At 60.7% G+C, this 26,509-nt stretch carries 25 protein-coding genes and 2 pseudogenes; 11 read left to right on the top strand and 16 right to left on the bottom strand.

Features of this window, described 5'->3' with window-relative positions:
* Positions 1–50: 50 nt before the first annotated feature.
* Both argS and C7G41_RS23195 read right to left on the bottom strand, forming a co-directional pair.
* On the bottom strand, positions 51–1,841 hold the full coding sequence (gene argS, locus C7G41_RS23200; RefSeq protein ID WP_106944707.1) for an arginine--tRNA ligase: 1,791 nt from the start codon (positions 1,839–1,841) through the stop codon (positions 51–53).
* Between the two features lie 9 nt (positions 1,842–1,850).
* Entirely contained in the window at positions 1,851–3,047 is a 1,197-nt protein-coding gene (locus tag C7G41_RS23195; RefSeq protein ID WP_245446644.1) for a deoxyguanosinetriphosphate triphosphohydrolase, read from the bottom strand.
* Between the two features lie 135 nt (positions 3,048–3,182).
* Between C7G41_RS23195 and erpA the strand changes: the two genes are divergently transcribed.
* Positions 3,183–3,512: an iron-sulfur cluster insertion protein ErpA gene (gene erpA / locus C7G41_RS23190; protein WP_007610737.1), complete on the top strand. Its 330-nt coding sequence runs from the start codon at positions 3,183–3,185 to the stop codon at positions 3,510–3,512.
* Positions 3,513–3,820: 308 nt separating this feature from the next.
* Entirely contained in the window at positions 3,821–4,723 is a 903-nt protein-coding gene (locus tag C7G41_RS23185; protein ID WP_106944705.1) for a hypothetical protein, read from the top strand.
* Positions 4,724–4,728: 5 nt separating this feature from the next.
* On the opposite strand, the gene C7G41_RS23180 is transcribed toward C7G41_RS23185, so the two are convergent.
* Entirely contained in the window at positions 4,729–7,074 is a 2,346-nt protein-coding gene (locus tag C7G41_RS23180) for an ATP-binding protein (protein ID WP_106944704.1), read from the bottom strand.
* 133 nt (positions 7,075–7,207) lie between these two features.
* Here C7G41_RS23180 and xth point away from each other — a divergent pair, with 133 nt between their 5' ends.
* A complete protein-coding gene (gene xth, locus C7G41_RS23175; RefSeq protein WP_106944703.1) occupies positions 7,208–8,005 on the top strand; it encodes an exodeoxyribonuclease III in 798 nt (265 codons plus the stop codon).
* Positions 8,006–8,020: 15 nt separating this feature from the next.
* Here xth and C7G41_RS23170 read toward each other — a convergent pair whose 3' ends face one another.
* Together C7G41_RS23170 and ilvD are read right to left on the bottom strand one after the other, a co-directional pair.
* Positions 8,021–8,845, bottom strand: coding sequence for a tetratricopeptide repeat protein (locus tag C7G41_RS23170; protein ID WP_106944702.1), 825 nt, complete (start codon positions 8,843–8,845; stop codon positions 8,021–8,023).
* On the bottom strand, positions 8,832–10,556 hold the full coding sequence (gene ilvD, locus C7G41_RS23165) for a dihydroxy-acid dehydratase (protein ID WP_106944701.1): 1,725 nt from the start codon (positions 10,554–10,556) through the stop codon (positions 8,832–8,834). Before ilvD ends, C7G41_RS23170 begins: the two co-directional genes overlap by 14 nt.
* 1,051 nt (positions 10,557–11,607) lie before the next feature.
* Here ilvD and C7G41_RS23155 point away from each other — a divergent pair.
* A complete protein-coding gene (locus C7G41_RS23155; protein ID WP_106944871.1) occupies positions 11,608–12,021 on the top strand; it encodes a hypothetical protein in 414 nt (137 codons plus the stop codon).
* A 288-nt stretch (positions 12,022–12,309) separates the two neighbouring features.
* On the opposite strand, the gene C7G41_RS23150 is transcribed toward C7G41_RS23155, so the two are convergent.
* Positions 12,310–13,833 carry a DUF459 domain-containing protein gene (locus C7G41_RS23150; protein ID WP_106944700.1) on the bottom strand — a complete coding sequence of 508 codons (1,524 nt, stop codon included), beginning with the start codon at positions 13,831–13,833 and terminating at the stop codon, positions 12,310–12,312.
* A 515-nt stretch (positions 13,834–14,348) separates the two neighbouring features.
* Entirely contained in the window at positions 14,349–14,795 is a 447-nt protein-coding gene (locus tag C7G41_RS23145) for a hypothetical protein (RefSeq protein ID WP_106944699.1), read from the bottom strand.
* A gap of 507 nt (positions 14,796–15,302) precedes the next feature.
* Between C7G41_RS23145 and C7G41_RS23140 the strand changes: the two genes are divergently transcribed.
* Positions 15,303–15,470 (top strand): hypothetical protein, encoded by a 168-nt coding sequence (locus C7G41_RS23140; RefSeq protein WP_306768049.1) that lies wholly within the window; start codon positions 15,303–15,305, stop codon positions 15,468–15,470.
* 65 nt (positions 15,471–15,535) lie between these two features.
* Positions 15,536–15,787: a hypothetical protein gene (locus C7G41_RS23135; RefSeq protein WP_106944698.1), complete on the top strand. Its 252-nt coding sequence runs from the start codon at positions 15,536–15,538 to the stop codon at positions 15,785–15,787.
* 536 nt (positions 15,788–16,323) lie between these two features.
* Here the strand turns inward: C7G41_RS23135 and C7G41_RS23130 are convergent.
* Together C7G41_RS23130 and C7G41_RS37000 are read right to left on the bottom strand one after the other, a co-directional pair.
* A complete protein-coding gene (locus tag C7G41_RS23130; RefSeq protein ID WP_106944697.1) occupies positions 16,324–16,485 on the bottom strand; it encodes a Flp family type IVb pilin in 162 nt (53 codons plus the stop codon).
* Between the two features lie 156 nt (positions 16,486–16,641).
* The gene (locus C7G41_RS37000; RefSeq protein ID WP_146159789.1) at positions 16,642–16,896 is read right to left on the bottom strand and encodes a hypothetical protein; all 255 of its coding nucleotides are present in this window, start codon (positions 16,894–16,896) and stop codon (positions 16,642–16,644) included.
* Positions 16,897–17,244: 348 nt separating this feature from the next.
* Here C7G41_RS37000 and C7G41_RS39030 point away from each other — a divergent pair, with 348 nt between their 5' ends.
* From C7G41_RS39030 to C7G41_RS23105, 5 genes are all read left to right on the top strand, one after another.
* Positions 17,245–17,499 carry a DNA-directed RNA polymerase subunit alpha C-terminal domain-containing protein gene (locus C7G41_RS39030; RefSeq protein ID WP_106944696.1) on the top strand — a complete coding sequence of 85 codons (255 nt, stop codon included), beginning with the start codon at positions 17,245–17,247 and terminating at the stop codon, positions 17,497–17,499.
* 640 nt (positions 17,500–18,139) lie between these two features.
* Positions 18,140–18,367 (top strand): hypothetical protein, encoded by a 228-nt coding sequence (locus C7G41_RS23115; protein WP_106944694.1) that lies wholly within the window; start codon positions 18,140–18,142, stop codon positions 18,365–18,367.
* 88 nt (positions 18,368–18,455) lie between these two features.
* A complete protein-coding gene (locus C7G41_RS23110; RefSeq protein WP_106944693.1) occupies positions 18,456–18,725 on the top strand; it encodes a hypothetical protein in 270 nt (89 codons plus the stop codon).
* 85 nt (positions 18,726–18,810) lie between these two features.
* Positions 18,811–19,083: a hypothetical protein gene (locus tag C7G41_RS36995; protein ID WP_146159788.1), complete on the top strand. Its 273-nt coding sequence runs from the start codon at positions 18,811–18,813 to the stop codon at positions 19,081–19,083.
* A 42-nt stretch (positions 19,084–19,125) separates the two neighbouring features.
* Positions 19,126–19,413, top strand: coding sequence for a hypothetical protein (locus tag C7G41_RS23105; RefSeq protein WP_106944692.1), 288 nt, complete (start codon positions 19,126–19,128; stop codon positions 19,411–19,413).
* Positions 19,414–19,733: 320 nt separating this feature from the next.
* On the opposite strand, the pseudogene C7G41_RS23095 reads toward C7G41_RS23105, so the two are convergent.
* The 7 genes and pseudogenes from C7G41_RS23095 to C7G41_RS37415 form a co-directional block, all read right to left on the bottom strand.
* Positions 19,734–20,778: pseudogene (locus tag C7G41_RS23095) on the bottom strand (transposase); the annotation flags it as partial.
* Between the two features lie 1,054 nt (positions 20,779–21,832).
* Positions 21,833–22,966, bottom strand: a pseudogene (gene ftsZ / locus C7G41_RS23090) (cell division protein FtsZ); the annotation flags it as partial.
* A gap of 38 nt (positions 22,967–23,004) precedes the next feature.
* On the bottom strand, positions 23,005–23,505 hold the full coding sequence (locus tag C7G41_RS23085; RefSeq protein ID WP_106944690.1) for a hypothetical protein: 501 nt from the start codon (positions 23,503–23,505) through the stop codon (positions 23,005–23,007).
* A gap of 174 nt (positions 23,506–23,679) precedes the next feature.
* On the bottom strand, positions 23,680–23,958 hold the full coding sequence (gene minE / locus C7G41_RS23080; RefSeq protein WP_106944689.1) for a cell division topological specificity factor MinE: 279 nt from the start codon (positions 23,956–23,958) through the stop codon (positions 23,680–23,682).
* Positions 23,955–24,770, bottom strand: a complete 816-nt coding sequence (gene minD / locus C7G41_RS23075; RefSeq protein ID WP_106944688.1) for a septum site-determining protein MinD — start codon at positions 24,768–24,770, stop codon at positions 23,955–23,957. The genes minE and minD overlap by 4 nt, the downstream gene beginning before the upstream one ends.
* Positions 24,771–24,788: 18 nt before the next feature.
* Positions 24,789–25,478, bottom strand: a complete 690-nt coding sequence (gene minC, locus C7G41_RS23070) for a septum site-determining protein MinC (RefSeq protein WP_106944687.1) — start codon at positions 25,476–25,478, stop codon at positions 24,789–24,791.
* Between the two features lie 627 nt (positions 25,479–26,105).
* Positions 26,106–26,509, bottom strand: a 404-nt coding sequence (locus tag C7G41_RS37415) for a hypothetical protein (protein WP_158268026.1), incomplete at its 5' end; no start/stop codon positions are given.

Genomic DNA, 26,509 nt, shown 5'->3' with positions numbered 1-26,509 from the left:
TCCGGCTTCTGCCGGTTACCCCCGAAATCCCTTAAGTAGTTCGCCCCAAACTACCGCATCTCGTCCGGAGCATGGACGCCGAGGATGGCGAGGCCCGATGCCAGGACAGAGACGACGCCCTGGACCATGGCCAGCCGCGCCTTCGTTAGATCTGCATCATTATTGATAATGAAGCGTAAATAGGGCAAATCGCGCCCCTTCGTCCAAAGTGCATGAAATTCGCTCGCTAAGTCATAGAGATAGAAGGCAATTCGGTGCGGCTCGTGGGCGCTGGCCGCCGCTTCCAGCATGCGCGGAAAAATTGCGAGCCGCTTAAGAAGGTCGAGTTCAGCCTGGTCCGACAGCCGTTCCACCGCCGACTCACCGAGCCAGGCGATGCGCTTTCCCGGGTCCTCCGGGAGTTCCGGGAACACCTCGGCGCGGGCGTTGCGGAAGATCGAGTGGCCGCGGGCGTGGCCGTATTGCACGTAGAAGACCGGATTGTCGCGCGACTGTTCCATGACCTTGGCAAGGTCGAAATCGAGCACCGCGTCGTTCTTGCGGTAGAGCATCATGAAGCGGACGGCGTCCTGGCCGACTTCATCCACCACCTCACGCAAGGTGACGAAGTCCCCGCTCCGCTTCGACATTTTCACCGGCTCGCCGTTGCGCAGCAACTTCACCAGCTGGACGATCTTGACGTCGAGCGCCCCCTTGCCGGAGGTCGTCGCCTTCACCGCCGCCTGCATGCGCTTGATGTAGCCGCCATGGTCGGCGCCCCAGACGTCGATCATCTCGGCAAAGCCGCGGTCGAACTTGTTCTTGTGGTAGGCGATGTCGGCGGCGAAGTAGGTGTAGGAATTATCCGACTTGATCAGCGGGCGATCGACGTCGTCGCCATAAGCGGTCGCCTTGAACAGCAATTGCTCGCGATCTTCCCAATCCTCGGCCGGGGCCCCCTTTGGCGGCGGCAGACGGCCCTGGTAGATGTCGCCCTTGGCGCGCAGGAAATCGATGGTCTCAGCGACCTTGTTGTTGCCGGCGTCCTGCAGCGAGCGCTCGGAGAAGAACACGTCGTGGCGGATGTTGAGCGCGGCGAGATCGTCCTTGATCTCGTCCATCATCATCGCGATCGCCTTGGCGCGCACCGTCGGCAGCCACGCGCCCTCGCTCATGGCGAGGAGCTTGGCGCCGTGCTCCTGCGCCAGCGCCTGCCCGACCGGCTTCAGATAATCGCCGGGATAAAGGCCTTCCGGGATCGCGCCGATGTCCTCGCCGAGCGCCTCGCGATATCTGAGGAACGCGGAGCGTGCGAGCACGTCGACCTGGGCGCCGGCGTCGTTGATGTAATATTCGCGCGTGACGTCACGGCCTGCGAACTCGAGCAGGCTCGCCAGCGCGTCGCCGAACACGGCGCCGCGGCAATGGCCGACATGCATCGGTCCGGTCGGGTTGGCGGAGACATATTCGACGTTGACCTTGGAGCCGCCGCGGACGCGGCCGTAATCGGCGCCCTCGCGCAGCACCGTCCGTAGCGCCTCGGCCCATGCGGCCGGCTTCAGCGTCAGGTTGATGAAGCCGGGACCGGCGACGTCGACCTTGGTGATCAGCGGGTCCGCGCGCAGCCGTTCGGCGATCTGCTCCGCGAGATCGCGCGGCTTCGCCTTCGCCTCTTTTGCAAGCACCATGGCCGCGTTGGTCGCCATGTCGCCATGGGAGGCATCGCGCGGCGGCTCGACCACCACGCGCGAGACATCGATGCCCTCGGGCCAGTTGGCTTCCGCCGCGAGCGCGCGGCAGACGGCGTGCACGCGCGCGAGCACGTCGGCGAACAGGTGCAGTGCTGAGGATGTGTCGGGCATGGGGGCCGCCTAACGCAAATCCGGGGTCGAGTCAAAGAGCCGCTGGTGCTCGGTAAGGGCGAAACGGTCGGTCATTCCAGCAATGAAATTCCCGATCCGGCGGGCCCGGTCGCCCTTATTGTCCGCTTCCGCCCCGACCAGCCATTCCGGCGGCAGCTCGCCGGGCGATGTGAGGTATTTTGCGAACAGGTCGAACAGGATCTGTTCCGCCTCGCCCATCACGCGCATGACCCGCTTGTGGCGATACATGTGCTGATAGAGAAAGCGCTTGATGGCGGCCTCCTCCTCGGCGACCGCGGCGGGGAACGCGATCAATGCCCGGCTCTGCTGGCGGACGTCCTGGGCGGATTGCGGTTTCACGGCGGCAAGGTTTGTCTGCGCATCGGCGAACACGGCGCCGATCAGGTGCGAGATCAGCTCGCGCACCAGCTCGGCGCCACGCCTGACGTCTTCGAGATCGGGATAATGCGCCGAGGTCTCGGCAATGATCTCCGCGGTCAGCGGCATCACCTTGAGGTCGTCGAGGTGAAACAGGCCGGCGCGCAGGCCGTCGTCGATATCGTGGGCATCATAGGCGATGTCGTCGGCGATCGCGGCGACTTGCGCCTCCAGCGAGGCGAAACTCCATAATTCGAGATCGTAGGTCTTGATGTAGTCGGCGATGCCGATCGGAATGCCGTGCTCGCGATAACGCCCGACCGGCGCACCGCTGCGATCGGTCAGTGGGCCGTTGTGCTTGACGATGCCCTCCAGCGCCTCCCAGGTCAGGTTGAGCCCGTCGAATTCGGGATAGCGGTGTTCCAGCGCCGCAACCACGCGCAGCGTTTGGGCGTTGTGGTCGAAGCCGCCAAAATCCGTCAGGCAGGCGTCCAGCGCCCGCTCGCCGGCGTGCCCGAACGGCGGATGGCCGAGGTCGTGGGCGAGCGCCAGGGTTTCCGTGAGGTCCTCGTCCAGCCCGAGCTGCCGGGCCAGCGCCCGGGCGATCTGCGCCACCTCCAGGGAATGGGTCAGCCGGGTGCGGTAGTGGTCGCCCTCGTGGAACACGAACACCTGGGTCTTGTACTTCAGCCGGCGGAACGCGGTGGAGTGGATCACCCGGTCGCAATCCCGCCGGAACGGGCTGCGGGTCCGGCTCGGCGGCTCCGCGACCAGCCGGCCTCGGCTGCGCTCGGGGTCGCAGGCATAGGGCGCGCGGGGGGCTGCCATTCCGACGGACACGGCGAATTTAGTCCCTATCCATTTGATTCTGCGTATGGTGACACTTAACTATGCCGGGTGCGGGATACCAAATGAATTGGGCAAGTGAATTTGGTATGACCGCGGGGCTATCGGAGATCTACGATGACGACTGACGTGACCATCAGTGACAAGGCCGCACGCCGGATTGGGGAGATCCTCAAGGGCGAAGGGTCTGGTGCGATGCTGCGGATCTCGGTCGAGGGCGGTGGCTGCTCCGGCTTCCAGTACAAGTTCGACATCGACCGTGCCCGCACCGACGATGATCTCGTGATCGAGCAGGACAACGCGGTGGTGCTGGTCGATTCCGCCTCGCAGCCGTTCCTCGCGGGCTCGCAGGTGGATTTCGTCGACGATCTGATCGGCGCCTCGTTCCGGGTCAACAATCCCAACGCCACGGCGTCCTGCGGCTGCGGGACCAGCTTCTCGATTTAACCCAACTCAAAATCTGAAAAACAACCTCGTGCAAAGTAGCCGGGAAGCCGGCGCGATGCATTCGGATTGAGCGAAAATTTACTTAGCGAGCCGCCCAGCAAACGTTAGGCGTCAGTCGTGACATGATCCCACGTTTGTTCCCCCTATCCGATAAGCCAGTATCACGAGACATCCTCGGCAGCGACAAGATCGAGCATGCTGCCGCTTGGAGCGCATGCCAGACCGCGGCGGCATCATAGCGCCACGGCGGAATCATTCCGTCCACCTTCATCAGACGTGGCGCGCCATTAGCGAAAGTCAATTATCAAATGCGCATTATCGATCGGCTGTTCCGTTGCTTCGTTCTATTCCTTGCAGTTGCCGCCCTCCCGGTGCCTCCGGTGCACGCTGCCGAAACCTGCCCGTTCATCAGTACCCAGGAGCTCGCCGGCGCGATGCCGGCGCTCAAATGGTCGTTGATTTCAAATCAGGACGGCCGCGGCTGCATCTACCAGGCCGGAGGCGGCAACACGATGATGTTGACCGTGTTCCGCAATCCCGACAAGGACCGCGCCAGGGAATTATACGCGACCTTCGTCAAGACGCTTGGCGAACGCATGCCGCTTAACGCAGTCGCGGGGATCGGCGACGAAGGCCAGGGCGGAACGAGCGCAGCCGGCGCGGAGCGACAGGAGGCCTCGGTCGTTGCCTTGTCCGGCGATTACATTCTGCAGATCAGCGTCTATCCGATCGGCCGGCGTGCCGACGACGCGCTGCTCGGACCGATCACCCAAGCCGCGCGCGTCGCCATCGGCAATGTCAGCAAGACCAGCGAGCGGTTCGGCACTTGCGAATGGCTCACTGCGGCGGATGCCGACGGCTTTCTCGACAAGAACACGCTGACGGTCCAGCGGACCGGTGGGGGCAGCTGCATGATGTTCGATCGCGAGGCCAACACCATGACGGTCGCGGTGATCGCGATCTCGCGCGACACCGTCATCAGCATGATGAAACGCACTGGCCCTTGCAAGCACGTCGCGATCCCCGAGCTCGGCAGTGAAGCGTTCGGCGAGCATTCCTGCACCAAGGGCAACGGCAATGCCGTCAACATCTTCGTCTGGAAGAACGGCAGGCAAGCTTCGATCCTGTTCGCGCCAGTCAAGCCGCATCCGGAATCAGGCTCGGTCGAGCGCCTGAAGGTGGTCGCCGCGCGAGTCTTTGGGAAACTGTAACGCGCTTACGCGCCGGTCATCTGCCTTTCCTCATCACTCCAGCCGGCCTCGTCCGCCCAGTCCGCCGCGAGCGGCGCAAGCTGCGGCTGGAGGGGCGCATCCGCTGACGCCGCATCCGTCAGCGCATGCAGCAGCGCCGCGACCAGCGCGGGCTTGCGCAGCGGTTTGGCCAGGAAGTCGGACATCCCCGCCTCGCGGCAGATCTTGACGTCCTCGGGGAAGGCGTTGGCGGTCAGCGCGATGATCGGCAAGGCCGCGAAGCGTCCGCCCTCGGCGCGGATCGCGCGGGTCGCGGCAAGGCCGTCCATCTCGGGCATGCGCACGTCCATCAGCACGATATCGTAATCGCCTTCGGACACGGCCGCGACGGCTTCGACACCGTCGGTCACGACGCGCAACTCGACGTCGAATGCGCCGAGCATCTTGCTGACGACCATGCGGTTGACCGCGTCGTCCTCGGCGACCAGCACCTTCAGCGGTCGGTCGAGGCCCGCGATGCGCGCCCTGAGATCGTCGGCTTCCTCGCGGCCTGCGTCCTGATCGGACGTTTGCACCTGGCTCCACGGCAGCACCAGCGTGAAGCGGAAGGTCGAGCCTTCGCCCGGCGTCGAGGTGACACCGATGGTGCCGCCCATCTGCTCGATGATGCGCCGGGAGATCGCAAGCCCAAGCCCGGTGCCGCCGAAGCGGCGGCTGATCGAGGCGTCGGCCTGGGCGAAGTCGGAGAAGAGCTGGCCGAGCTTCTCGGGGGCGATCCCGATGCCGCTGTCGGTCACGCTCCACTCGACGGTGGCGAGCAGATCGCGGCAAGCCTGACAGACAGCTGTGATCGTGACTTCGCCTTCGTCGGTGAACTTCACCGCGTTGGAGGCGAGATTGAGCAGCACCTGGCGGATACGCGCGGCATCGCCGCGCAGCGTCGGCGGCAGGTTGGGATCGAGCTCGACCTTGACCGCGAGCCCCTTGCCCTTGGCGCTCGCGCGCACGACGGTCGCCACTGCTTCGACCAGCGCCTGCGGCGCGAAGTCGATCACCTCGAACGCGAAGCGTCCGGCCTCGAGCTTGGAAAGGTCCAGGATGTCGTTGAGGATGCGCTGGAGATTGTCGCCGGACTCGCGGATCGTGGTGACGGCCTCGTGCTGCTCCGGATCGAGTTTTGTCTCCAGCAGCATGCTGGCAAGCCCGAGCACGCCGTTCATCGGCGTGCGGATCTCGTGGCTCATCACGGCGAGGAAATCCGATTTGGCTCGGCTCTCGGCCTCGGCCTTTTCCGCGCGCCAGCGTTCGGTCACGTCGCGGCCGAAGCCGCGATAGCCGAGGAATTGACCGTCGCGGTCGTAGGCCGGCTTCGCAGTGAGCGACCACAGCCGCGCCTCGCCGCCGGCGACCACCTTGAGGTTCATCTCGTGCAGCGGTTCGGCATGCTCCATCAGGCCGACGACGTTGTAGGCCGCGCTCTTGTCTTCGGGGCACAGCATGTCGAGCACGTCGGCGAAATGCGAGCCCTTCAGCAGCGGCAGCGGCAGCTGTGCGACGGCCGCGAAGCGCTCGGGCACGTCGACCAGATGCCCTTCGGCGTCGGTCTGCCACAGCCAGTCGCTGGCATTCTCCTGAAAATCCTTCAGCAATAGCGAAATGATCTCGGTCTGGCGCTCGAGCTCGAGCTGGGCCTTGAGATTGCCGAGGAACAGATTGCCTTGCGAGACGATGTTGCGCGCCATGAAGAACGCGAACAGCAGCAGGAACAGCGCGGTCACGAGGTAAGGCCCGGTGCCGCACAACAGCAACGCCCCGGCGCAGGCGATCGTCGTCATCGCGAGATAGACGAGGCCGGCGCGCGGGAAGGTCGAGAGCGTGAAGGCACCGCCGGACATCATGCCGACCATCAGGCAGGCGAGAATGAGCTGGCTGGTCGGCTCGATGCGGCTGAACAGCGCGACCGGTAGCGTGCCCCAGATCGCGGCGAGGAAAAACGCCTGCCGCAACATCTGCCGCGCGGCACGGGGCGAGGCTTCCTGCGGCGGGCTCTGGTGGGAGCGCCGCCACGCGCGCACCGCGAGCGAGGCGGTGGCGGCGAGGGTCAGGCCCCAGATCGCGAGAAAGTCGTTCCAGCCCCGGCCCCAAAACAAGATCAGCACGATGGCGACGTTGAGCATGTTGACGGCCATCGTCACTGGGATCAGCCGCGTCACCGCGTCGATCTGTTTGGCGCGGATGCGGCTCAGCTCGCGCTCGCTGAGACCGGCTGTCAGGCCGTCCTCGATCTCGTAGCCGCCGAGCCAGTACAGGAACGCGCCGATCAGCCCGTCGCGGGGCTCGGTTCGCTTCATGGATTTGTCCGGCCGTCCCATTCGAAAAACCTTTTCACGATCAATGGCCCAGGCCCGACTTAAGCCGGGTTAATTTTGTGGGAGATTTCGCGGCGTCCTTGACGGGCGCGTTTGCATTTTGTTCTAACCATGGCCCCTGCCCGGAGCCGCCAATATGCCCATCAGAATTGCCACCTGGAACGTGAACTCGGTCCGGCAGCGGATCGACCTGCTGCTGACCTGGCTGAAGGAGTGCCAGCCGGACATCGTCTGCCTCCAGGAGATCAAATGCGTCGACGAGGCCTTCCCGCGGCTGGAGATCGAGGCGCTCGGCTACAACGTGGTCACCCATGGGCAGAAGACCTTCAACGGCGTCGCCCTGCTCTCGAAGCTCCGGTTCGACGAGACCAAGTCGGGGCTGGCCGGCGACGACGAGGACGCGCATGCCCGCTTCCTCGAAGGCGTGGTCACCCTGAAGCGCGGGGTGCTGCGCATCGCCTGCCTCTATCTGCCCAACGGTAATCCGGTTGGGACCGAGAAATATCCCTACAAGCTCAAATGGATGTCGCGGCTTCTTAAGTATTCGAAGGAACGCCTCAAGACCGAGGAGCCGCTGATCCTCGCAGGCGACTTCAACGTCATCCCGCATGCCCGGGACGTCCATAATCCCGCCGCCTGGACCGAGGACGCCCTGTTCAAGGCCGAGACCCGGGAGAGTTTTCAGTCCCTGCTCGGCCTCGGCCTGACCGATGCGCTTCGGGCCGTCACCGACGAGCCCGGCCTCTACACCTTCTGGGATTACCAGGCCGGCGCCTGGCAGAAGAACCACGGCCTGCGGATCGACCATCTGCTGCTGTCGCCACAGGCCAGCGACCGGCTCGCCAATGTCGGCATCGACAGCTATGTGCGCAGCTGGGAGAAGCCGTCGGACCACGTGCCGGTGTGGGCGGATCTCGATCTTGAGGCGGCGTGAGGCCGCCTCGACCCATCACTCCCGGCGACCCTGCACCCATTGCTCCAGCATCTGCAGGCACATGGCGCGATCGTCGTCGGAGGCCTTTGCGAAGGCACGGTTGTAGTTTTCCTTGATCCAGGTCTCGTCGCTACCTGCGCTGTCACGCGCCAGAGTCAGCCACATAAGGCCGCGCGCGGCCTGCCGCGGCAGGCGATCGCCGTTGAACAGCATCTGGCCAAGCAGCGCCTGGGCCTCGTGTTGGCCCTTCTGCGCGGCGAGCCCAAGCCAGCGCGCGCCGTAGCGGAAATCCTCGCGCGAAGCGTCCGGCGTCTTCAGGTACAGGCGAGCGAGATCGTATTGGGCATCCGCATTGCCGAAATAGGACGCGGCATAGGAGAACATCTCCCGCGCCCGCTCCTGGTCCGGCTTGACCTTCGAATTCGGGATGCCGCTGAGATAATAGCGGCCGAGCGCCACAAAGGCGTTGGCGACGATCTGCGCCTGCGGCGCGGATGGGCTATCCTCGGCATGCGCGTTGGCGATGCGGGTGAAATACTCGAACGCGCGCACATCGTCCTGGGCGACGCCGTCGCCATTGGCGTACATGCGGCCGAGCTTCCACTGCGCGATGGGGTGGCCACCCTCCGCGGCATATTGCAGGGCGCTGAGCGAGGTTTCCTGGGTCACGACCGCCGGCGGTACATTGCGGACCTTGCCCGCTGCACCCGGCAATGTCGTGACCACCGGGATGGTCGCATCCCTCTGGCTGACGGGGGCGCCGTCGAAGGCGAGCGCCGGCGCGGCCAGCGCGGTAGCCCCCAACACAAACGCAACGATGGTACGCCTAGATGTCCGCATAGCACTGTTTCTCGTGCGCGCCGCCCGGATGGGTTACTGCCCCACCGACCGCTGGTCCAACCTGCTGAGCATATTTCCAGAGCGCGCCCGTCGTGTGGTTAGTCGCGCGAGCGGTCCATTTGGTCTTGCGCTGGGCAAGCTCCTGGTCGCTCAATTTTACGTTAAGGGTACCGGCGACCGCGTCGATCTCGATAATATCGCCGTCCTCGAGCAGCCCGATCGGGCCGCCGATGGCGGCTTCCGGCCCGACATGGCCGATGCAGAAGCCGCGGGTGGCGCCGGAGAAGCGGCCGTCGGTGATGAGCGCGATCTTGCCGCCCATGCCCTGGCCGGTCAGCGCCGCGGTGGTCTGGAGCATTTCCCGCATGCCGGGACCGCCCTTGGGCCCCTCGTAGCGGATCACGATGACTTCGCCTTCGCGGTAGGTGCGCTTCTGGACGGCCTCGAAAGCATCCTCCTCACGGTCGAAGCACCTGGCCGGACCGGTAAACCTGAGGTTGGACATTCCCGCGACTTTCACGATCGCACCTTCTGGCGCCAGATTGCCCTTCAGACCGACCACACCGCCGGTGACGGTGATGGGCTTGTCTGCCGGGTGCACCACGTCCTGGTGCGGATTCCACTTCACGCTTTTGAGGTTTTCGGCGATCGTTCGACCAGTGACGGTAATGCAGTCACCGTGGAGAAATCCGTTGTCGAGCAGCGTCTTCATCAGAAGCGGTATGCCACCTACTTCAAACATGTCTTTGGCGACATAACGGCCGCCCGGCTTCAAATCCGCGACGTACGGTGTCTTTTTGAAGATTTCGGCAACGTCGAACAGGTCGAACTTGATGCCGGCCTCGTGCGCGATCGCCGGCAGGTGCAGTGCAGCATTGGTCGACCCCCCGGACGCGGCGACCACGGCGGCGGCATTCTCCAGCGCCTTGAGGGTGACGATGTCGCGGGGCCGAATGTTTTGGGCGATCAGCTCCATGACCTGCTCGCCCGCGGTCATGCAGAAGGCGTCGCGAATTTCATAGGGGGCCGGAGCACCGGCCGAGTACGGCAGCGCCAGCCCGATCGCTTCGGAGACGGTCGCCATTGTGTTGGCGGTGAACTGCGCGCCGCAGGCGCCCGCCGAGGGGCACGCCACGCGCTCGATCTCGTCGAGGTCCTCGTCCGACATCGCGCCGACCGAGTGCTTGCCGACGGCTTCGAACATGTCCTGCACGGTGACCTGCTGTCCGCGGAAATTGCCGGGCAGGATCGAGCCGCCATAGATGAAGATCGATGGCACGTTGAGGCGGACCATCGCCATCATCATGCCCGGCAGCGACTTGTCGCAGCCGGCCAGACCAACCAGGGCGTCATAGGCGTGACCGCGGATCGTCAATTCGACGGAATCGGCGATGCATTCGCGCGACGGCAGCGAGGAGCGCATGCCGTCATGGCCCATCGCGATGCCGTCGGTCACGGTGATGGTGCAGAATTCCCGCGGCGTGCCGCCGGCGGCCGCCACGCCCTTCTTCACCGCTTGCGCCTGGCGCATCAGGGAGATGTTGCAGGGCGCGGCCTCGTTCCAGCACGAGGCGACGCCGACGAAGGGCTGGTGGATCTGGTCGGTGGTCAGACCCATGGCGTAGAGGTAGGAGCGATGGGGCGCGCGCGCGGGGCCTTCCGTCACGTGACGGCTCGGCAGCCTCTTCTTGATGTCGGTCTTCGCGTCCATCGCAAACCAGTTTCCCCGGCCAACCCTTTCAGACCCGAAAAATCAGAGCCAAGATTTTGAATCGACCTTTTGAGTCGACCTTGGGGATTTCTCGTCGCCTTCCGGGACCACCGCTGCCGCTAAAACATTAGAGTGATTTTATTCATGTTCGGGTGTGGCCAAAAAGCGGCGTCGATGCGAACGGACAGAGATGATGGTTAAATCCGTATCGAGTGTTGCACGGACGGCACAATCGTGGCCCAGAGGACACGGAACGAGCTTACTGTGATACCCCGCTGGGCGGGCCGATCCACAACTTCAGATTTTCCAGCACGCGCCCGACGCCTCATTTCGGCGCGCTAACGAGGCCCCGCCAGGTGAGTCGGCGCTTTCAGCCTCGCCCGCCGCGTCTCCCACATGCGCTGCAAGGGGCGTTGCTGCGCCCGTCGGGGGGCCAGAGCGAAGTGTGACGCACACTCTCTCCACATCGTCATTGCGAGCGCAGCGAAGCAATCCAGAATCGCTCCGCGGCGGCAGACTGGATTGCTTCGCTGCGCTCGCAATGACGGATCAAGGTGCAGCATCGCCTTCCTCCAATGCAGACTCAACTTGCAGACACAGTTTCGCATCCTCGCGGCTGATTTCGCCCGAGCTTTGCTTGGTTACTCCACCCTCAAATCCAAGAGGGCACAGGGAAGGCCGGGTGCCGGCTGGCACCCGCGGTCCGCCGCGCGAAAAGCACACGCAGGAAAACCGCACAGCAGCATACAGGTGGTGCCAATCACTCGGCCTTCCCTGCGCGAGGAAGTGTTTTGTGGAATTATCCCATTGAATTTGTTCACATATTTATCTGATTGTTCACATTTGTGTCGCGATTCGCGTTAGTGCCTTGGTGCGAAAAATATTAAGCGCCATAGAGGCCTGTGGAGAAGTTTAGGCGCCGCCCATGACCTCTCAGCAAATCGGCTTCGGCGAGACGCGCTTAGTTCGTGCCAAAAATTGTCGCTAGACACACGCTGGATGCGCTCGCTACTTTAGCTGATATTTCAGTAGTAGCGTACGGGTGGCGGGCGTGAGCTTTCAGCTGTCGATACTCAAGATCCTCGCCGGCCAGCCCGATGGCCGGGCCAGTCTTGACGTCGTCAAGCAGCACCTGGCGCTATTCTACACCAGCGGATCAGAGTGGACGGCCCGCATGAAGCGTCTGGCTGAGCGGGCACCAGACCTCGACATCTTCGGCCAAAAGCTGATCGCGCGCGAGCCGGGCGAGTGGCGTATCACAGATGCAGGCCGGGCATTGCTCTTGGCGGTGGAGCGGCCGCCTGCGATCGCATCTGAAGAACTTACACGCGACGAGCTGATTGAGCACCGACCGGCCAGCGAGTTCCCACCACCCCCCCCGCCGCCGCCGCCACGTCGTCTGGAAGATCACAAGCGTCGCCGCGGCATCCGACGCTGGATCGCACGAACGCGCAGGTCGGCGTAACAGCGAACCGACCACCTGCATCAGCTCCTCGACCGGAAGTGACTAATGTTGGGCGTCGAAGAATCGTGGCGGATACCGTGACGACTTATCCGCATAAGATCACCTTCTGCGAGATGCGCGCCTCCAGCGTCCGAGACGTCCTGATCTATTGCCGCGACTGTCGCTGCGGCCATCACATCGAGATCAATGGCAACTGCTGGGCCGATGATGTGCGCAGCGGCCGGGCAAACTGGCGCGGTTTGCCCGGTTGTCCCATGGGAACCGTCGAGAAACGGTTGGCAATCCCATTTAGGGGCGATGCTTTTTCGGGTTTAGGTACGCCGTCGGCGTTCGCGTTTTGGCATCGAGCGAAGTTGATGCCACCGGCGTCTCGCCCTTGGCCTCTTCGTATCCAATTTCACGTCGCGGCCAGACAAAATCGTCGGCGCGACCGGCTGGTGCCGACAAAGGCTCGCCTTTGACCAAGACCCGCGCGGCTTGCGCATCGATCGTCACCGGCCGCGACCCTGGACCGCCTTGCAATTGATCTGTGCCGACAGAAGGGGCCACCAAGGGGACGATCGGCCCGGCCAACGGACGCGCCGGCTGACCTGGCAGCGCATTGGCGTCGGGCGTCGATGGTTCGGTCGGCAACGCAATAGGCGCGGAACGCGCGGCCAACAGCCGCGTGACCTCGCGCTCGACATAATGTGCGAGCTTGCGCGCGCCGGCCTTGGTAAAATACACGCCGTCGGGTGAGCGCAACTGTCGGACCTGACCTTCGAAGTCCGGACCCTTTTGCAAGAAACGGCCGGCATCGTCGACGAAGCCGTCCCAAACATCGACATAGGCGACGCCGGTCTTGCCGGCCACATCGCGATAGAGCGAATCCAGGAACAATGTGTCGCGGCTCGCCTTAGGGCCATATACCATCGGCAGACCTACCCACAGCACCGGCACACCCTTGGACTTAAGCACGCCGATCATCTCTTCGATTTTTTTCTTGTAGAGCTCAACCCAGCGTTCCTCACGAAATTCATAGAGCCCGTTGGGCGAGCGAGTGCTTTTCTCCAACGCGATGACCGGCGGCGCATCGCTGTTGTCGGCGGCATCGGGCGATAATTCGGGATCCACCGCCCTGTCGTCGAGCTTTCTGCCTGCATCAGGTTTCACGGCGGATTTTGCATCGGAAGGCTTGCCATCGGGTTTGGCCTTAGCATCCTTCTCGCTCTTCTTGTCCGACGATTTGTTGTCGGATTTATCGGTCGCCGGTTCGCGGATTGCGACACGGTCATCGAGACCGAGCATGACGACAATGGCGTCTGCTTTTTCGGTGGCGACAATGCCTTTGGCCGCGGCGGCCCAGTCGGTCGGGTCCCCCTTCGGTTGATATTTGATTAGGCCGGAGACGGTCCTATGTCTTCGGATCACGCCGATGTTGGGTTGTTCGGCATAGGCATCTTCAAGACCATAGGCTAGCCAGTCCGCCATGGCGTCACCGATCACCAGAATGTAGCGCTCTGGGATCGTGTCACGTTTCTCGGGCGGCGGAGCCTTTGAAAAATCCTCGCGCACTTGCGATGGTGTTTGCCGCCTCTCCCAACGAGGCTGGGGCGCGCGCTGTTGGTACGGCGCAAACACGTCATTGCCAAACCAGCGTCCACCGAACCCACCGGCACCGCGCTGTGGCAGCGGCCGCTGCTGTCCACCGAAGTTGAAGAACTGCGCCGAGGTGGGCCCGACAACACCCAGCACGATCGCCACGGCGATGGCTGACGCAAGCAGCGGCCCCCTCAAGATAACCATGCACGGCCTTTTTGGACTATTTGGCATGCTCTGCCCCACGGAAGGGCGGATAAGTTGACAAAAGCTAGTGCTCAAACTCGCATAGTCGATCACTTCGGACAACGAGCTAACATTCTCCTGTATCCGCCGCGACCACCTCGACGTCTACGTCGCCGCTATCTAATCTAAGATGTCGACGTGCCAAGTGGTTCCGACGTCCGAGATCTCCGCTGGCGTTACCGCGATCTTTTTCACCGATCCACATTTCGGCTACTCGCAAATTTGCGGCGAGACCCTTGGTAGACTTGGTAGACAACTCCTGACGCGTAATGGACCCTTGTACATCGCCGTTGCTTTGCAGAGTTGTATCATGGATTGACAAAACAGCGGGCGCGGCGCCGTCGATAAGAATGGAAACTCGTGTGCGGACAATTCAGTCCACGGCTCCGTCCTTCTCCGACTGGGGCCGTACCGTTTCTGACAGCAGCGCCGGACAGAGCCATCAACGCCGTTCCATCAAACGGACGGCCGGATTGCTGTCGGCAACCGCAGGGATGGCACCGCTATTCCTTCTCGGCGGGGATGTATAACGTTGCCATCGTTAAGAGGTGAACAGCAGCAGTTCCTAGTTTCTTCATTTTTTCGTCCCCAACGTAGACGCCAGCCGCATGGTGGTAAGCCATGGCCACCGTTGCGCAGGCATCTGTGACGAAGTCATCAACCTTGTCGTCAGTGCTGAATCGCCCAACGCGGTCCAAGACCATCTGCAAAGCTGCCTGAGACGTGGCTTCAGCAAACCGTCGGTCGTCCTTTTCAGGCTGGCCTATCAATTCGGCTGGCTGACATTTCTTGCTGATGTCCTCAACGGCGCGATAGAATTGAGGCTTTCGTGTTTGATCGGCATCTAAGTAGCTTTTCAAGAAGCGCCGCGTCTTTTCTTCTAGATGTTTACGATCTTGTTTAACTTTCTTCCGGCACTCACGCCGCTCGGATTTGAACCAGCCAAACATTGGCACCGCCCCTTACCCAATAGCTTTCGTCGCCCCGCAGAAGTTGCGCGCAGCTACCATCGCGAGTAACTCGTTCGCGTTCAATGATTTTGTTCGCCGCAAAGGTCCAATTTTGAGCTGCCATCCACGGCGTAGCGTCAGTGCACTGTGTTCAATTGGGCCGTCGTTCTGCACGGTGTGCTGAGCCAGCCGTGACATGACCGTTGGTGCCGTATAGTGTAGGGGCGCAGGCGGAAGGGGAAATGCGTCCACCTTTTTTCATCTTTTGATTGGCTCTAGCGTGGCTAACCAGGTCGTCCACGCAGGCTCATAGCGGGGCTTCGCCTGGTTCTTCGCGCATCCCAAACCGCTCGGAACTTGCGCGGGGCAGCATGTGGTCGCGACCTTCCATGCCTAGGGAGGGCGGACAGCGACTGGCGAGACCTTCGATTCCGGTGGGCACACAGCTGCGCACCGTACGCTGCCTTTCGGATCGCGACGAACCCTCAGAACGGGAAATCTGTTACCGTGGTGATTAATAACCGCGGCCCATTCACGCGCGGGGTTACGCTTGATCTTTCTCGTAGTGCCGCCGGCGCGATCTCAGGATGCAAGGAACGCAGTGGCTGTGCATGCCCTGCGAGGCCAGGGCGTCGGTGCTGGCGCAGCACCTCGTTTGCACCCGAGCTACGTTGACAAGCTCGAAGCGCAAGGCGGACCCACCCGCAAGGTGATCGCTTCCGCGATGGTCAGCATATTCGTTGCTTCACGCGCAACGGTCACGACTGGGCCGACCGATCATCGTTGACGCTGCACGCCGCCTCAAGACCGCATCGTTCCTGATCGACGGCGAGGCGGTGGTTAAGCGCGAAGACGGGACGCCGGACTTCGATGCCCTGCGCAGCAGGCGCCGGCGCAGCGATGCGGTGGTGCTGTTCGCCTTCGACATGTTGGAGCTTCACGGCGACAACCCGCGTGACTCGCTGGCAAAAAGCCGATTCCGAAATTCTTAACAAATTCGGACCAGCCTCCCTTGAACGACGGGAGGTGTATCATGCGTACTCATGACTTCGTGTCCGATGGATTTCTCGCGCTAATCGCGACCGGCCTTGTGGTGTTGTGCTCAGGCTTGCTCGCTATCGCGTTTAGCTAAGCCTGACTCTAAGGCTTCGGGGCTACTCCAATGACAGACCATCCCCCCAAAGGTCCCCCAGATCCGAACGAGCTAGCCAAGTCGATCATAGACGGTGTGACGGGGCAGCAACCGAGTCCAGTTGATAACACTTATCTGGTAAAGGAAGAACGGGCCCACACGACCTCACGGGCGCCGGCACGGCACACCGAGATCGCCAAGAAGGCTGCGCGGTCGAAGGAATAGCCACTGCCACGGCTGCCTGGGCTAGAAAAGCCCGCCCGGGTGAACCGGCGGGCCAAATTGGCCAGCGCAGCGACACGTGCAGCATTTCAAAAGGACGCGCGACTGCTGTGAGCGGTTGATCCCTGGGAGTAGAGCCAGCGTCGCGGGCGCCTCGTTTCGGACAGCCGTCGGTTATTTCAATGAGCTGCTGATCGACCCGAACTTGTCGTTCATCGTACTACCGAGGTTGTTAACAACGGTGATGATGGCAAGTGCAATGCCGGCTGCAATCAGGCCGTATTCAATCGCACTTGCACCATTTTCGTCTGCGACAAAGCGCTTAAGCAAAGCCACTCCTACCTACTGTATTAGTCGGTGAGAACGGCGCTAGCCTAGGTTTTCACCGATTTTCAGTGAGGTAAATTGCCGTTCTCAAATGATTTTCAAATTCTGAGGATTGACCTGACCCGACGGTAGGCCCGCAAGCAGAGCGGGCCGACCAGCGTTTGCCTATCCGTCGAAACTCAGCAGTCGCAGAGTTGGTGGCGAACGGAGTTTGTGACGCACGTTGAAGATTTGAACTAGCGCGCGATCGCGGGCAGCAACCTTCTTGAGAACGATGCGCAGAGTTTCCTCCGTCAGCCTCATCTGATTTCGCATTTTTTGCCGCTGAAATCGCGACAATAACGGTGACGCCAGATAGTGCCACGCCTTATCAGGAAATTGCTTCAACGCATGCACATCTCGATCCAAGGTGTCGCCCATAGGCGCCCCCACCATCGAAAGTACAGCGAACCGAACATACGTGAGTCGGACGCTGCCCGAAGGGGCACGGTGAGAAACCCGCCGGCGTGAAAGCTTGTCAGCCCAGCTACTCATGGGCATGAAAAAGCGGCCGCTGCGAGTGGACAGGGACAGCGACGGCCTCTTTCGATTGCGAGTCCCAGAAAGGACACGCTCATTCTGTCGACGGATGGTTAACCTATAGTTAAATCCGGCAGCGTGAACCGCCCCCCTTCACCACCCGCACGAAGCCATTTTGCATCCTCGGCGAAATCGTCCTGAAACAGAGGGGGCGACACGCTCGTGTCGATCAGACGAAGCCGAAGAGAAATGATGTTTGACCTCGGATCTGACCTGCCGGACGACACTCTAGTTGAGATGGTGCGCTTGCCCACTCGAATCCGAAATGCAGCAAAATTTGCCGGACTGAAAACGATAGGCGATCTCCGACAAACCACCGATAAAACCTTCGCTAGCATCCCAAATCTAGGCCCCGGGTCTGTCAAATGGTTGCGCGCGCAGCTTAGCGAACGGCTGAGTCCTGCAACAGCGTCATCGTCAGCCACGAAGGCGACGGGGAAATAGATGGACGGGCTTTCGTCGGTCCAATTGCCGCATTGGCTGATGATCGTCGGGGCTATTTTCGTGGTGTCAGGTTTCCTTGGTCTTGTCTTTAGCCGGAACAAGCAAGCTACGAAAAATCCTGCGCCAATGCCGCGTGTACCGCGCCCCCCAGATACCGACTTGGCAAGGAATGACCGTACACCTCCATCCGCCGAACATAACGACGGCCCCAGGGCCAAAGTCCGGACAGGATCGTATCGCATGCGCTTGCGCCGCCACGATGGCGGTTTACGGCTCTAGGATGGACACGGGCAGCACCGGTTGAGCTTTCTAGGCCCCCGCGAATCATGCACTCTATCGCACTAATTTTCAGCTTTTATAGAAACGAGGCTGCAAATGGACCGGCCTGCCGTGCTTAAAACCCTCACGGTCGCAATCGACGGTGTTGCACACTATGGGACGTATTTCGTCCAGAACTCCGTCGTGTACGTGCAATCGGCATTCGGAAGCAAAGCAACCCATGTTGGGGGCTCCTTGCCCGAAATGACGGCTAAGCTACTCCTCTCAGAAATCATTCGCGCCCGCGCTGAGGCATCACACTGAACACAGAATTGCGCTACCGTCGGCTTGTCGAGATCGGCTGAAGGCGAAGGAGACATGAATGCCGGCGCGGCCTAGTCACATTCCGCATGCCATAGAGCGCGCCTCCTTACAAAAGATGAGCCTGACCAAGGGTCTTCGGGCAGAACATTTGTATCCAGCAGGTAAGCAGATTATTGCCGGAATGTTGAGGAAGGGCTGGATCGAGAAGCAACCTGACGGCAGCACCTATTGCATTACCCCTGCGGGCGACGCAGCATTGAGGGCGATTATTCCCACGAAGCGCTGAGCGCGGGGGAAACAACCGACAAGCCATTCGCTCCGAAGCCATTCGCCGGAAGTGGAGTTGGGGCTGGGCGAAGCGAGGGTAGAACTCCATGAACATCGATGATGACCCCGAGATTGAGTATTCCCAGTTCTGCGAAGAGGTCCGCCGCGACGGAACCACGGTAACGCTCCAAATCTATCGACTGAAGGGCGGTACTGAAGGCTGGTCGCTTGAGGTTGTTGATAGCGAAGGCGGTTCGACGGTGTGGGAAGACTTGTTTGCAACCGATGAAGACGCTCGCGACGAATTTTACCGAACGCTTGAGACGGAAGGCATCCATAGCTTCGGTCATGATCGTCCTTCAGAATCGTTGCACTAAATGATTGGCATCAAACGCTTGGTCGAGATCGGGCTGAAGGCGAAACCAGACTGAGCACTGCGACGAACCTTGCTGGAGTTTAAAAATGAAGTTTTTGGTGCTAACCGCATTAATTTTTGTGAGCTGCCACGGCGCAGTCGCCCAGACACCCGAATGCTCAACGATACCGAAGGCTCGTGAACGATTGGCTTGTTATGACCGGGTTACGCCACCATCGCCTGCAAAGCCTGTGGCGACCAAGCAGAAGCAGGCGGCGGCCCCTGGTGCTCCCCGTAATCAAGGATCGATCGTCGACGCGCTGGCGGTTGAAAACGCAAAACTGGACGCAAAGCTGAAGAGAGTTTGTCGTGGGTGCTAAGAGCAACAATACGATCGATCGGGGCCTGAAGGCGAAGGGGAAATGACGGACAGCGACGAACGCTTAACTGACCATCCTCACGTCAGTTTCGATGCGCCGGCTGTCCTTCCGAAATGGGCATCACTCGACAACCACAGGCGCGCCAGCGCTACCGGACCGTATTTATTGGTCGAGGGCGCCCTGGATGAATGCATCCGGGCATTCATGGCTAAGCCGGCCCACCAACGGCATCTTTACGAGATTCATTCGGAGCCTCAGGCGCCGTTAATAGCCGATGTCTTGTCGGGACAAATCGTCGCTGAACTCGCGCGGCTTCGGGATTTTCTCTGAACTTGGCGCGTGGGAAAGTCGAGATCGGGCTGAAGGCAAAAAAGAGATGACTGAGGTGAAATCCCCCAAAACCGAGACAGAAGTTCGAGGGCTGCTACGTCGCGCCGCGAGACTGGGCCACAACAAGAGGGATTCCACGCCCTCGGCGCTAGAGACGGACCCAAACCGCGAGTTCGCCCGGCTGGAGAGGGACCGGCCTGCAATGTGGTTCTTCGGCACGTTGCCGATTTTTATGATCCTCTATGCCATCTGCGCGAAGATCGGGGCGTTATAGAGCGGCCCCCTGGGCAACGTTAGCGTGCGTCCGTTGGCTACATTGCGCCACTTGACGCTTCGAGGGAGCAGCGGCCGAGGTGACCTTCGGTCTTCATGTGGCCGATGATGGGCTCGATGGCAGAGCGGCGGCGCAGCTCGCGCTTGATGACGCCGAAGACGCCGCGCTTTTGGCCGGACGCGCTTTTGGCCGGAGATGAAGACGCGACGTGGATTTTGAGCATTGTGGCCGCGGTATCCCTTGTCGACATAGGCCCGCTCGATCGGACATCCGGTGAGCGTCTCGGTCCGGTCGATGACGTTCCGCAAGGTGTGACCGTCGTAGGGATTTTCGGGCAGCGAGCTGGCATGCAGTAGGAACAGGCCGCCGGGAGCTCGGCGATGGTTGGTGACGATGGAGGCCTTCACGCCGAACTCGTAAGGGGCGGCGGCCTTGCCTTTGCCGATGCATTGCACCTCTGGGGCATGGAAGGAATAAAGCTTCCAGCCGCGCTGGCGCTGTTACTGCGAGCGGATCTGCGAGGCCCGGCCAAGCGGGAGGGCGAATGCCTCCTCCAGTGCCGGCTGGCCCTCGATCCTGCGGCGGATGTCGCGGATGATGGGTTGAGCCCCTTGATCGCCGCATGAAGCAGCTTGGCATCGCTCGGAAAGGTGATGGCCTTCGGCTGCACCGTGGTGTCGACGGTGACGCGCTTGAAGTCTTGGCCGCGTAACGCGCCGCAGCAGCAGCTCCAACTTGTCGCCGAGCCGCTTGCGCCAATGGCTCAGGTCCGAGCGCTCGTGCGGCAAGGCATGCTGAAAGAACTCTTCCCCGGTGAAGAACTGGAAATACGGGTCGTGAACCCAGCGCGCGCAAACGCCCTCATCGGACAGCCCCTAAGTGTGCTTGAGCAACAACAGCCCGATCATGAAGCGGGTCTCGATCCCCGGCGGGCCGTTCTCGCTGTAGAGCGGCGCGACCTCGCCGTCGATCCAGTCCCAATCGATCTTGCCGGCGAGCTGAACCAACTCGTGCTTCAGATTGATGATCTGGTCCAGCCGCGCCCGGAACAGATCGTTCCATCCCGTCGTCCTGTGCTTCTTCGGTCGCATCGCCCTCCGATGCACCCACAGAATCATAGTCCGCAGGGAAAGAGAATCCACAAACGAAATTGCAGGGTTTGGCGGCCTCAAGCATCTTCATTTCAGAAGAGTAAGATCAACGATGAGAATGTGTCTCATCGTTGTCAGCGTGAGCGCACTTACGGTCATGGAGTTGGGGACACCATCGCCCACGAAAACAAATGCGCCAGATCCGATCGACCAACTCACAGTCGACGTAAGTGTGGCACCTGACACCTTAGAGGCCGCTGATCGAATTGAAATCTACCATTTGCTGGATGAAGCATCGCCTCAGCCGGCCTCGCCCGTTGAACCAGCAGCACTGCCAGCGGACGTGACTATGACAACTCTAGTTTCCAGAGATTCGAGCACCGTTGGTCTGGATGCCAACGATAGAATGGATGTCGTAAAAAAGCTGAAACCTAAGCCGAAATACACAGGTCATCCTGACAAACCTCGGCCGAAGCGCACAAACGCCAACAAAGCTCCAAAACTTAAACCATCCAAGGTGGTCGTCGAGGTCAAGCCGTGTGGTCCGAATGCACTTGATAGCCTGCTCCACGCAGTGAAATTGTCCTTACGATGCCAGACCTAACGCAACAATTCTCTTGCGATATTGAGGCGTACGGCAGCAAACCCGCGCACCTGGCTCACCTCCCAAAGCAAACAGTCATCACGGACGAAGTCAGGCCGCCTCGCCCCAACGAGCGCGGAGCTAATGATCAATCGCGAGATACACTTTGCGTGGCAATCGCGGCGATCATAATAGCTATGATCGCATTGGCTGTTATCCTGGGTGCAGCGTATCATCAAGGCGAGTCAAACGGGATTCCAAATGCAACGAGCAAACTTTCTAGCGCCACAGCCCTTCAGATCGCGGCGATGCTTTCGGACAGCCTCAAGCCGCGTCCGCTCAGCTGGCCCTGCGGCGCAGGAAGGCCGGAACGTTGAGAACGTCTTCGTCAATGAAATTTTGCGCAGGAGAGGGGCGGCTGTGCGGATCGAGGCCCTACGGAGCCACATGGCGGGCATATTCCGGATTCGGGTCTGCCGGCCGCCGCGGGGGCTGGCGGGCCGCTGGGACAGCCGGCGGATTCGCTAACTGCGACGGCGGGGGGGCATTACGCTCGAGGCCGCCGGCGATGTGACGGCTGACGTTGCGTAACCTGCCGGCGAGTTCTGTGAGCAAGCTTTCTGCTGGTTGCGTCGGGCAAGCCGGATCGGGATTATCGATGCCGGTCGCCACCACCGAAACGCGGACCATGCCTTCGAGGCTTTCATCAAAACACGCGCCGACGATGATGTTGGCGTCCGAGTCGGCTTCTTCGCGAATGCGGGTAGCGGCTTCGTCGACCTCGAACAACGACAGGTCCTTGCCGCCGGTGATCGAGATTATGAGGCCACTGGCGCGCTTGATCGAGGGATTCTCGATCAATGGATTGGAGATCGCGGCCACAGCAGCGTTGAGCACGCGCTTCTCGCCGGAAGCCTCGCCTCTGCCCATCATCGCTTTGCCCTTCTCGCGCATTATGGCGAGAACGTCGGCAAAATCGAGATTGATCAGACCTTCCTTGACGATAAGGTCGCTGATGCAAGCCACACCCGAATAAAGCACCTGATCGGCCAAAGCGAATGCATTTGTGAAAGTCGTCTTCTCGTTGGCCACCCGAAACAGGTTTTGGTTCGGGATGATCAGCAGGGTGTCCACGACCTTTAGCAATTCCGCGATACCGGCTTCGGCAAAACGCATCCGGCGCTGGCCCTCGAAGTGGAATGGCTTGGTGACTACACCGATGGTAAGAATGCCAAGCTCGCGTGCGGTCTTGGCGATAATGGGCGCTGCCCCGGTACCGGTACCGCCGCCCATGCCAGCAGTAACAAATACCATGTGTGCGCCGGTCAAATGATCGCGGATCTCGTCGATTGCTTCTTCCGCTGCGGCGCGCCCCAGTTCGGGCCGTGAGCCAGCGCCAAGGCCTCCGGTTACCTGAGTGCCCATCTGGATGACGCGCGTGGCCATCGACATGGTGAGCGCCTGTGCGTCGGTATTGGCGACGATGAAGTCGACGCCTTGCAGACCGGCCGCGATCATATTGTTGATGGCGTTACCGCCGGCGCCGCCGACCCCAAACACGACAATGCGCGCCTTCATCTCGCGAATATCTGTGATGTTGGTCATGTTTACCTCCCGGTGCTCGAAGAACGAAGCACGATTTGCTATCTGCATGCCTTGCGGTCTGCTTGCACTATGCTAGCGGCTAGATGTCCCAGCCGGCGCGTAGCTTGTCCGTGGCCGTCGACCAAGCTGCCAGTTTGGCAACTGGCCCGCAGAGCCGACACCTCATCTTCAAGCCGTGCGATCATCTCCAGTGCCGTCGTAGATTCAGCAGCCGCCTGAAGCAGCTCAGCCGCCAGGCGATCGGCGCGCTCGCGTTCGCACTCCAAATCTGCTTTGTGATCGGCCGCCGTTATTTCGAGCCGCGCGACTTTGGCCTTCAACGCCTCAATCTTTGCTGCTACTAAGGCACTGCTGCTCGGCCGACTCCGTGGTGGCCGGGACTTATGCGGTATTTCAGCGAAATCGACGCTCACAAGTGCTTTGCCGCCATCCGAAAATGCGCGCGGTAGCTTCAGTCGCCGGGTAAGCGAACGAGCAGCCTTTTGCGAGATGTTCAGGCGGGCACCTAGCGCGGCATAAGTCAGGATCTCAACGGACATCGGCTGCTCTCCTATAACGAACTATCCGGCGGTCGGCAGCGATGACTGATCGACAACCCCAGGCCAAACATAGGTTACTGGCTACACGATCCCTGAATTGAGCGATTGCAAGGGCCTTCGCCGTTTATGTTCGTTCTGAGCTGAACACCGTTTAAGGGATGTCGCTTTCGGCGATCATGTCGCGACCGCAAACGACCTCTGGACACCCTCAGGCACCTCAATATCGACTTCAAGCGTCGAAACATGCTTGCTCCTGTCCATCTTGACGGTGACCTTTTCCGGATCCACCACGATATGCCGCGATACCACCGCAAGGATCTCTGCCCGAAGCACTCCCAGCAAATCAGGCTCGCCGCGCAAACCGCGTTCGTGCGCCAAAAGGATCTGCAACCGTTCCCGTGCAACAGGCGCGGAAGCAGTACGGCCACCAATGAGCCGTCGCAAATTGATCATGCGGCCCTCCGTCCGAGTAATCGATTCATCAAGCTTTTGCGTTCGACGGGTACGGTCATCGTGACAGTCTCACCCATCAGACGACGCACCGCGTCTGTGTAAGCTCGGGCCGGCGCACTGGCGGCGTTGTTCAGAGTAACCGGGGACCCAACGTTCGACGCTAATAGAACTTCCTGGCTCTCCGGAATGATTCCGAGCAGCGGCGTCGCGAGAATTTCAAGAATATCGTCGATCCCGAGCATTTCGCCACGTGATGCGCGCGCTGAATCATATCGGGTAATCAGTATATATTTCTCTACTCGTTCGCCGCGCTCGGCCTTGAGTGTCTTTGAATCAAGCATCCCAATGATACGGTCGGAGTCGCGCACCGATGAAACTTCTGGATTTGTTACGATGACCGCCTCATCGGCATAGCGCATCGCGAGCAACGCCCCCCGCTCGATACCCGCCGGGCTGTCGCAGAGAATCCAGTCAAATTTGGTGCGCAGGTCAGCGACAACATTTCCAATCCCCTCGTCGGTCAGGGCATCCTTGTCCCTGGTCTGGGATGCAGGAAGCAACCACAGATTTTCCAGACGTTTATCGCGAATGAGTGCCTGCTGAAGCTTTGCAACGCCCTGCACAACATTAATGAGGTCAAACACGACGCGGCGTTCCGCCCCCATTACAAGATCGAGATTCCGCAGACCGACGTCAAAGTCGATGACGACGACTTTTTCTCCCATTTGCGCCAGCGCCGCCCCGAGCGCAGCTGTTGAGGTCGTCTTACCGACGCCGCCCTTGCCAGACGTCACGACCAGAACTTTCGCCATTGTTATCTCCCTACCGAATTAGCTTAGCGGTGTGATCTTCATAGTGGTGCCTTCCAACCACGCCTGTGCCGGACGATGGCGCAGGGCGACGTCTATTTCTTCCGCGGTCTGGTAGTAGCCGTTGATGGCCAGCAATTCGGCTTCAATCTTTTGACAGAAGATCCGTGCTGTGGCGTTGCCGCTGGAACCCGCCATCGCACGGCCGCGAAGCGCTCCGTAAACATGGATAGACCCGCCGGCGACGATCTCTGCCCCAGAAGCGACCGAACCCAGCACAGTCACGTCGCCCTCGCTAACGATCGATTGACCAGAGCGCACTGGACTGTCGAGCAACAGCGAAATTGGCTTTGGTTTAGGCTCAGGCTTCTTCGGTTCGTTCTGGGCGAGCAGGCATGGTCGTCCACCCGTCAGTAAAGGCGGCATGCTCGTCGTGAGCTGAGCGGCGTCCACGCCCTCAATGCCGAGGATGCGGATGTTTCGTTGCTCCAGGCTTTTGATGAGGTGGGCGATAGCCGATTGGCTAAGGTCAAGCGGGGACAAATCGAGCGTCACCGGCTTGCCAGCAAAAAAATCGGGCGAGCGGGCAAGAGTTACATCTATTTCTTCGAGCCAGCCCGCGATCGGAACGACTGGGCATAAGGCGAGCGTGACAAAGGAACGGCCTCGCATCCGGAACGATTGACGTGTGGCCTTGGCAATCGGGTCCATTGTCGCCGACTCGTCGTTCTTACTGAATAGTTAAGGATCGGCGGTCTTGGTTAACAGGTGGTTAATGCGTCGGAGGCGGTGCAAAGGTCTGGTTCGGGTGTACGCCGTACAAAGACCGCTCGTTCTGTCACTCCCTTCGATAAAACCGGAGAACCGTCGGGGCGGAGATTTCTCGGCGCGAACGCGGCACGATTGCGACGTGCCCAAACCCTTTCGATTTTTAGACTCAATTTCGACTCTCGACTCAACTCACTTTGGAAAACTGAGGGGTGCATCCGGCAATTGATTGGAGGATCAATTATGGAAACAGATCATCCGTCGCACGACAAACAAGTCCACCTCGCTAAGCCGTCGCTTTGGGTTGCCGAACCCACCGACGACTCGCTCTCGCCACTTGAGAATGCCCTTCGAGAGGATGATGCTTCGCTTCGGGATGACGAACACACCGACGACGTTCGCTCGCTTCTTGAGGAGCATACCCGACTTCGCGAGCTTGTGGTTCGGCTGTCGGACCTCATCTGCAAAAACGTCACTCACGCAAGATAACGCGGTTGCAGTATCATGGCAGAACCGTTGCCAGTGTTGGCGGGCGCGTGCGCCGCGCCCTCGCGGCCGCTCGCATCTACACTAACCCGGTATGGACAGCGGGAGAAACACGCACCTTGTAATCATGGGCAGATACGCTAATTTTGCCAGTTTCTTGCCCATGAATGGGGAGGAAACCGTCAGCATTCCCTTTCCGTTCCCTCCAGAGGAAAATCGCTGGCTTGGTCCCGAACGGTTGACGGTAAGTGGTCGGTAGCTGGCCTGGCGGATGCGGCATCCAAATATACGTGGCACGGAAAACACTTTACCGAGAACAAGGCCGAGTTTGATCGATTGGCCGCCGATTTGCAGTCCGCTATCCAACGTGATTCCAATAGCGACGTTTGCACCATCTTGCGGACGATAATGCATTGGGGCGGTGTAGATAATAGTTATCGCCAAAAGGGAACCTTTGGGTGGATCGAACGAAACACGGATAAGATTTC

The sequence above is a fragment of the Bradyrhizobium sp. MOS002 genome (genome assembly GCF_003020115.1).
Taxonomy (GTDB): Bacteria; Pseudomonadota; Alphaproteobacteria; order Rhizobiales; family Xanthobacteraceae; genus Bradyrhizobium.
Note: the sequence above shows the minus strand (reverse complement) of the source record. Positions and strands in the feature narration are given on the sequence as shown.

Excerpts from the sequence above, each read along its gene's own strand:
- argS (WP_106944707.1), bottom strand. The coding sequence starts at position 1,841 with ATGCCCGACACATCCTCAGCACTGCACCTGTTCGCCGACGTGCTCGCG.
- C7G41_RS23195 (WP_245446644.1), bottom strand. The coding sequence starts at position 3,047 with ATGGCAGCCCCCCGCGCGCCCTATGCCTGCGACCCCGAGCGCAGCCGA.
- erpA (WP_007610737.1), top strand. The coding sequence starts at position 3,183 with ATGACGACTGACGTGACCATCAGTGACAAGGCCGCACGCCGGATTGGG.
- C7G41_RS23185 (WP_106944705.1), top strand. The coding sequence starts at position 3,821 with ATGCGCATTATCGATCGGCTGTTCCGTTGCTTCGTTCTATTCCTTGCA.
- C7G41_RS23180 (WP_106944704.1), bottom strand. The coding sequence starts at position 7,074 with ATGGGACGGCCGGACAAATCCATGAAGCGAACCGAGCCCCGCGACGGG.
- xth (WP_106944703.1), top strand. The coding sequence starts at position 7,208 with ATGCCCATCAGAATTGCCACCTGGAACGTGAACTCGGTCCGGCAGCGG.
- C7G41_RS23170 (WP_106944702.1), bottom strand. The coding sequence starts at position 8,845 with ATGCGGACATCTAGGCGTACCATCGTTGCGTTTGTGTTGGGGGCTACC.
- ilvD (WP_106944701.1), bottom strand. The coding sequence starts at position 10,556 with ATGGACGCGAAGACCGACATCAAGAAGAGGCTGCCGAGCCGTCACGTG.
- C7G41_RS23150 (WP_106944700.1), bottom strand. The coding sequence starts at position 13,833 with ATGCCAAATAGTCCAAAAAGGCCGTGCATGGTTATCTTGAGGGGGCCG.
- C7G41_RS23145 (WP_106944699.1), bottom strand. The coding sequence starts at position 14,795 with ATGTTTGGCTGGTTCAAATCCGAGCGGCGTGAGTGCCGGAAGAAAGTT.
- C7G41_RS37000 (WP_146159789.1), bottom strand. The coding sequence starts at position 16,896 with ATGGGCGACACCTTGGATCGAGATGTGCATGCGTTGAAGCAATTTCCT.
- C7G41_RS39030 (WP_106944696.1), top strand. The coding sequence starts at position 17,245 with ATGATGTTTGACCTCGGATCTGACCTGCCGGACGACACTCTAGTTGAG.
- C7G41_RS23115 (WP_106944694.1), top strand. The coding sequence starts at position 18,140 with ATGCCGGCGCGGCCTAGTCACATTCCGCATGCCATAGAGCGCGCCTCC.
- C7G41_RS23110 (WP_106944693.1), top strand. The coding sequence starts at position 18,456 with ATGAACATCGATGATGACCCCGAGATTGAGTATTCCCAGTTCTGCGAA.
- C7G41_RS36995 (WP_146159788.1), top strand. The coding sequence starts at position 18,811 with ATGAAGTTTTTGGTGCTAACCGCATTAATTTTTGTGAGCTGCCACGGC.
- C7G41_RS23105 (WP_106944692.1), top strand. The coding sequence starts at position 19,126 with ATGACGGACAGCGACGAACGCTTAACTGACCATCCTCACGTCAGTTTC.
- C7G41_RS23085 (WP_106944690.1), bottom strand. The coding sequence starts at position 23,505 with ATGTCCGTTGAGATCCTGACTTATGCCGCGCTAGGTGCCCGCCTGAAC.
- minE (WP_106944689.1), bottom strand. The coding sequence starts at position 23,958 with ATGATCAATTTGCGACGGCTCATTGGTGGCCGTACTGCTTCCGCGCCT.
- minD (WP_106944688.1), bottom strand. The coding sequence starts at position 24,770 with ATGGCGAAAGTTCTGGTCGTGACGTCTGGCAAGGGCGGCGTCGGTAAG.
- minC (WP_106944687.1), bottom strand. The coding sequence starts at position 25,478 with ATGGACCCGATTGCCAAGGCCACACGTCAATCGTTCCGGATGCGAGGC.